Here is a 6,954-nt window from a genome sequence, read left to right as displayed (position 1 = left end):
AAACAATCATCCAACAACATCCTGAAAATCCTCAAATCCTGGATATCCTGATTCAGACATTGACAAAGTTCTCAGTTTCGACTATGCTTATGTTATGGGTGGAAAAGTATGCGCCCATATATATAAGGTTTCCACATCCAGTATTTATCCAAAAAAAATTCGGACTAACGACGAGACAAGGGAAAAGAAAAAAGAGCAGAGAGCAAAAGAGCAAAAGTATAAAGGGTAACTAAGTCCTCGCCGCACCACCACATACAACCCGAAAACCAAAAGGGCTGCTGACGAGATCGAGGTCGTTGCTGTTGCGATAAGCAGAACGGCAATAGTCAGGAACGTTGTCCCACGAACCACCGCGCAGCAGCTTTATATTGCTTCGACTAATTAAGGCACTGCCATCTATAGGCGCGTTTATATAATTTTCTTGCCAATCATCTTCGCACCATTCCCACACATTTCCGTGCATATCATACAAACCAAAAGCATTAGGGGGAAAAGTTCCTACATCTGTGGTTTGTTTTCGATATTGCCCTTTTGGTGCAGCAGCGTAGGCATAGTTACCATCACAGTTTACCAAATCTGGGGTAATACTTTCACCAAAATAAAAAGGTGTCGTTGTTCCCGCTCTACAAGCATACTCCCATTGTGCCTCACTGGGCAGTTTATAGTTTTTACCTGTTTTTTGGCTTAACTTTTGACAAAAATTAACCGCATTATTCCAACTCACATATTCAACAGGACGATTATTTCCTTTGAAGTAAGCAGGGTTGTTTCCCATGATAGCTTGATATTGTGCTTGAGTCAAAGGATATTTACCGACAAAAAAGCTGGGAACAGTAACTTGATGTTGGGGACTTTCACTATCATATCTATATCTTCCCTCTTCACTTTCCGGTGAACCCATGTAAAATGTTCCTGCGGGTATTTCCACCATTTCCAACTTCACCCCATTTCCCAAATCTTCCACAAAGTAATTTGCTGAGTGGTTGCGTTTGTTGATAATGCTTCCTTTATCGTTGGTTGTGACAACTTCAAAAGTGAAAGTTTTGAGATGATTATTTTGTGATTGAATACCTAAAAACCTAAACCATTCTGAAATAGACTGAGGACGGTTTTGATAATCTAATTCCATTCCCTTGAGAATAGCGTCATTTACCTTTTGACTAATTTGAGAATTGTATTTTTGCGGTGGTTCAATCGCCATTTTCATATCTAGCATTATCTTAGCATTCAGATAAGGACTAGGCAGAGGAATGAAAGGAGGTTCATGAACGGCGATAATTACATATAATGTCGCAGCTAAAGCATAGATATCTAAAGCGGGAGTGAAATTACTTCTATTTTCAAATTGTTCTGGTGGTGCAAAAACCGGAGTTTTGGCATTTGTTAAACTCATCAATTCCGCAAAATTGACTTCTCTGGCTAAACCAAAATCAATTAAAATGGCTTTATTGTCAGATTCTCGCAGTAAAATATTCGCAGGTTTAATATCTCGGTGCAGATAATTACGACTATGAATATAACTTAAAGCCTCTCCAATGCCTTTAATAATTCCTAAACCTGCACTTTCACTAAAAACACCATTCGCGTATAAATATTGTTCTAAATTTTTGCCTTTGACATATTCCATCACCATACAAGATAAACCATTTTCTTGAAACAGTTCAGGATACACTTTGACAATGTGAGGATGATCAAAGGTAGCTAACACCATCGCTTCGGTGTTAAACTTGTCCTGTTCTTGGGCTAAAAATTCTCCAAAACTATCGGTATTCCCATATTTATCTCGATAGCGTTGTTTCAAAAAGGAGACGTTGAGGCTTTTGATAGCTACTTGTTTTTTGCGTCTATGATCTTGCGCTAAATAGGTAATACCAAATCCTCCCTGTCCAAGAGTGTCAATAATTTCGTATTGTCCTCTTTTGAGTAGTTGCCCTGGGGTAAAATAAGCCATAATAAAATTTAAATTGTCTGAATCAGGATGTCCAGGATTTGAGGATTTACAGGATAAAGAGGAAAATAATTATATTGGTGGTTGAAAAGTCTATATATGGGCGCACACTTTTCCACTCGTAACATAAGGATAATATAGGCTTTGAGTTTTGTCAAGTCTTGATTGTCTGAATCAGGATGTCCGGGATTTGAGGATTAACAGGATAAAGAGGAAAATAATTATGTTGGTGGTTGAAAAGAACAGGAAAATCAGTTGTGTAATTAATTCCGTTTCATTACTTAACATCTATGGCGGTTCTCAATCTCTGCGCCTCTGCGCCTCTGCGTGCAAAAAATCATCCCATGACACCAAATCCAGGGAGTTTATGTAGAGATGTTGCAAAGATATAATTTTCTGAAGAAAGTGCTTATTCGCCCTCTAAAATTGAAGATTATTCTATAAACTTACTCGCGTCAGAGGAGGTATTCATGAGCCGTCCAATTATTCTGGGTATTGTTGGTGATAGTGCTGCTGGGAAAACAACTCTGACTAGAGGGATTGCTCAGGTACTCGGTCCTGAAAATGTGACTATTATATGTACAGACGATTACCACCGTTACGATCGCACACAACGGGCAGAAATCGGCATTACGGCACTCCATCCTGATTGTAACTATCTGGATATCATGCAGCAACATTTATCGCTGCTACGGACAGGACAGGCGATTCTCAAGCCGGTTTACAGCCACTCCACAGGGACTTTTGAACCGCCGCAATATATCAAACCCACTAAATTTGTGATTATTGAAGGGTTACTAGGTTATTCTACCCGTGCAGCCCGTGATGCTTATGATGTCAAGGTTTATCTTGCCCCTCCTGAACCACTTCGCGCTGATTGGAAGGTGAAACGGGATACTCAAAAGCGCGGTTATACTCCAGAACAGGTATTAGCAGAATTAGATAAACGCGAACCAGATTCGGAACAGTATATCCGTCCGCAGCGGCAATGGTCAGATATTGTGGTCAGTTTCTATCCTCCCAATGATGAAATTGATAACACTAGTGGGCGTTTAAATGTGCGCTTGGTGTTGCGTCCTTCCATTCCCCACCCTGATTTTACGGAAATTATTCACGCTGGTCATAGTGATACCCAGTCAGCTATCCGCTTGGGATTAGATAGAGATATGGGAAAACCGGTGGATGTTTTAGAGGTTGACGGTCATGCAACTTTGGAACAGGTGAATAAAATCGAACGGATTATGTGTAACGATATGCCGCATTTAAATAATGTGTGCGATCGGGAAAGTAATCCAGAATTGGGTAAAATTGCAGGTACAACTGGAGAAACACTGCAAAGTTATCCTCTCGCCCTGACTCAGTTAATTATTACCTACCATATGCTCAAAGCTACGCAAATTTACCAGTAAGTAATTCCGGGTAGTATCTACAAAAATTAAAGATATTGTCAAAAAGGAATAATTGTGTCCAAAAATAAGGGATAAATAATGAGTTAGCATTCAGCCCCCAGTCCTCAGCAATCAGCCTTAAAATCTGAAATACAGGTAATTAAATGAATACCTCCTCTTCTTTGCTATTTGCTATTTCTGCTTTTCGCTGATAGCTGATAGCTATGACAATTATTCCCAATTCAAAATTCCCAATTGGTATGACTTATTGCCTGAGAATAGCCGACTTACCGGAAAATGAACGCCCCCGTGAAAGGTTAATGACTCACGGACCGAAGATTTTAGCTACAGCGGAATTAATCGCTATTTTGCTGGGTACTGGACAAGGCCCTGGTAAATTATCCGCAGTTGGTTTAGGGCAATATATATTACAGCAATTGGGTAAAGGTCAGTGTGACCCCTTAGCTGCTTTACGAAATGTCTCCCCCGCTGAATTAATGGAAATTCCCGGTGTGGGACCAGCAAAAGCGACAACTATCCTCGCTGCAATTGAATTGGGTAAACGGACTTTTTTATCTCGTCCTTCCGACGGAACAGTGATTGATAGTCCCATTGCTGCGGCTGCGGTGCTGAGTCAAGACTTGATGTGGCAAAATCAAGAAAGATTTGCCGTATTATTATTGGATGTGAAAAATAAGTTATTAGGCACAAAAGTGATTACAATTGGCACAGCAACGGAAACTTTAGCCTCCCCCCGTGATATTTTCCGAGAAGTCATTCGTCAAGGTGCTACAAGAGTAATAGTTGCCCATAATCACCCTTCTGGTAGTTTAGAACCCAGTGAAGCAGATATCGAATTGACTCGTCAATTATTAGCCGGGGCAGAACTGTTAGCTATTTCCATTTTAGATCATTTAATCTTAGGTAATGGCACTCATCAGAGTTTACGAGAAATTACAACTTTATGGGATGATTGTCCGCAAGTTGATTGATATTTCTACCTTTTTTCTACGTCTCCTAGTGCTTTCTCTGTGCGGGCATTGGGGTTTTTAGAACGGTTATTCATCCCCATCAGGTTCTAAATCTTCCTCTGTCAACTCCTGATGAGGAACAGCCGCGATAATTGCATCTATGACTTTACCTACTGGTAATATCTCTATACCAATTTCAGGAAATTTTGTGCCTTTAGGAACGATCGCTCTTTTAAATCCCAGTTTTGCTGCTTCCTTTAATCGTAGTTCCATTTGGGAAACCGATCGCACTTGTCCCCCTAATCCTACTTCTCCAATTAAGACTGTACCAGGATCAACAATGCGATCGCGGAAACTGGCAACTATGGCAACGGCAATTCCTAAATCTACTGCTGGTTCTTCTACATTTAATCCCCCCGCAGAAGCAACATAGGAATCTAATTTGGACATAGGAATACCCACACGCTTTTCTAATACGGCGAGTATTTGCACTAAGCGATTATAATCTATCCCTGTACCTGCTCGACGAGGAGAGGGATAACTAGTAGGGCTAACTAAAGCTTGTAATTCCACTACTATTGGTCTTGTTCCTTCACAAGCTACTACAATAGCTGTACCTGGAGCCGGATCATCACGATTGCCTAAAAATAATTCAGAAGGATTATCAACTTCCCTTAATCCTTGAGATACCATTTCAAATATACCAATTTCGTGTGTTGCTCCGAAACGGTTTTTTACAGTTCTTAATAATCTGTGGGAAGCAAAGCGATCGCCTTCAAAATACAATACAGTATCAACTAAGTGTTCTAATACTCTCGGTCCGGCAATCGTGCCTTCTTTGGTAACATGACCAACAATTAACATCGTAATATCTTCATGTTTTGCCACCTTCATCAAGGCTGCAGTACATTCCCTGACTTGAGCCACTGAACCCGGCGCTGATGTCAAAGCTGGTAAAAATACGGTTTGAATACTATCTATTACTGCCACATTTGGCTTTAAAGAGTCTATTTCTCGTAAAATTTCTTCTAAATCCGTTTCTGGTAATATATATAAATCCGCACCTATACTGTCAGGATCTATAGGTTGTTGAGGATTTGTCACTGGTGCTTCCGGATCTTTATTTTGATGATCTTCTGTGACGACAAGAGGAGGTTTGGACATTCCCAAGCGAGAAGCACGCAATTTTACTTGTTGTCCAGACTCTTCTCCAGTAATATAGAGAATACGATATTTTTGTGCTAATTGGTTAGATACTTGTAGTAGTAAAGTAGATTTACCAATGCCAGGATCACCACCAATTAATACCATTGAACCGGGAACAACACCACCGCCTAAAACTCGATCTAATTCGCCATAACCGGACTCCCAACGAGCAATTTGGCGATCGCTAATTTGGTCAAAAGTCAGAGATGATCTAGCTTTAGCTGGTTTACCATGAGATTTACTATGACCTCCAGCTTGCCAATTTCCCACCCCACCCCGGCCAGGTATATCCCCCAGAAAAGAGCTAATATTCTGCTCAACTAAAGAATCGTAAGTGTCACAATTTGAACATTTTCCGAACCATTGGGAGAATTCCGCTGCACAATTACTACAGATATAAATGGTTTTTGGCTTTGCCATGCTTAAATTTTAGATAATAATCTTAATTTTTCATTAATTCTTGGAAAAAACCGAAATTTAATCGTAGTAATAGTTAGAGCTTTTTCCAAATCAATTCATGTAATGATATCTTAATATTATGATATTTAAAATTAATCATGAAAAATTTTAGTTAAGGAGCATGACAAAACTTGGAAAGTCATAAAGAAAAAATCCTAGTAGTAGACGACGAAGCCAGCATTCGTCGGATTTTGGAAACACGCCTTTCCATGATTGGCTACGATGTGGTGACAGCAGGAGACGGAGAGGAAGCTTTAGAAATATTTCGCAAAGCTGAACCAGACCTGGTAGTTTTAGATGTAATGATGCCAAAACTCGATGGTTATGGCGTTTGTCAAGAATTACGCAAAGAATCGGATGTCCCTATTATTATGCTCACCGCCTTGGGAGATGTCGCAGATCGCATCACCGGGTTAGAATTGGGTGCTGATGATTATGTCGTTAAACCATTCTCACCCAAAGAACTAGAAGCGCGGATTCGTTCAGTATTGCGACGGGTGGACAAAACAGGTGCAAACGGTATTCCTAGTTCCGGGGTAATTCATGTCAGCACCATCAAAATTGATACAAATAAGCGTCAAGTTTATAAAGGTGATGAGCGGATTCGCTTAACCGGGATGGAATTTAGCTTATTAGAATTGTTAGTCAGTCGTTCGGGTGAAGCTTTTTCCCGTTCAGAAATTCTGCAAGAGGTATGGGGATATACTCCTGAACGCCATGTAGATACTCGCGTTGTGGATGTACATATTTCCCGATTACGGGCAAAATTAGAAGATGATCCCAGCAACCCTGAACTAATTCTCACCGCTAGAGGTACTGGTTATCTTTTCCAACGCATCCTAGAACCGGGGGAAGAGTAGGAAGTTAGGTGACAGGTGACAGGTGACAGGTGACAGAGGGGGCAGGGGAAGTGGGGGAAGTGGGGGGAGTAGGGGGAGTAGGGGAAGTAGGGGAAGTAGGGGAAGTAGAGGGAGAAAGAATT

6 protein-coding genes are annotated in these 6,954 nt (G+C 40.7%); 4 read left to right on the top strand and 2 right to left on the bottom strand.

The annotated features are described in order from the left end of the window. Positions 1–233: hypothetical protein (locus FJR37_RS26430; RefSeq protein ID WP_217355249.1), on the top strand; the 233-nt coding region annotated here is incomplete at its 5' end. On the opposite strand, the gene FJR37_RS11690 is transcribed toward FJR37_RS26430, so the two are convergent. Next, positions 230–1,951, bottom strand: coding sequence for a bifunctional serine/threonine-protein kinase/formylglycine-generating enzyme family protein (locus FJR37_RS11690; protein WP_168466088.1), 1,722 nt, complete (start codon positions 1,949–1,951; stop codon positions 230–232). The two genes, FJR37_RS26430 and FJR37_RS11690, sit on opposite strands and share 4 nt — an antisense overlap. A 467-nt stretch (positions 1,952–2,418) precedes the next feature. On the opposite strand from FJR37_RS11690, the gene FJR37_RS11685 reads away from it, so the two are divergent. Further along, positions 2,419–3,357, top strand: a complete 939-nt coding sequence (locus FJR37_RS11685; protein ID WP_168466087.1) for a phosphoribulokinase — start codon at positions 2,419–2,421, stop codon at positions 3,355–3,357. 239 nt (positions 3,358–3,596) lie between these two features. After that, positions 3,597–4,328 carry a DNA repair protein RadC gene (gene radC, locus FJR37_RS11680; protein WP_015080602.1) on the top strand — a complete coding sequence of 244 codons (732 nt, stop codon included), beginning with the start codon at positions 3,597–3,599 and terminating at the stop codon, positions 4,326–4,328. Between the two features lie 66 nt (positions 4,329–4,394). On the opposite strand, the gene radA is transcribed toward radC, so the two are convergent. Then, complete coding sequence (gene radA / locus FJR37_RS11675) at positions 4,395–5,933, bottom strand: DNA repair protein RadA (protein ID WP_168466086.1); 1,539 nt, start codon at positions 5,931–5,933, stop codon at positions 4,395–4,397. Between the two features lie 170 nt (positions 5,934–6,103). Between radA and rpaB the strand changes: the two genes are divergently transcribed. Then, positions 6,104–6,832, top strand: coding sequence for a response regulator transcription factor RpaB (gene rpaB, locus FJR37_RS11670; RefSeq protein WP_015079764.1), 729 nt, complete (start codon positions 6,104–6,106; stop codon positions 6,830–6,832). Positions 6,833–6,954: the final 122 nt, after the last annotated feature.

It is taken from the genome of Aphanizomenon sp. UHCC 0183, assembly GCF_009712065.1.
Classification (GTDB): domain Bacteria; phylum Cyanobacteriota; class Cyanobacteriia; order Cyanobacteriales; family Nostocaceae; genus Dolichospermum; species Dolichospermum heterosporum.
This window is presented reverse-complemented; position numbering and strand designations above follow the sequence as displayed.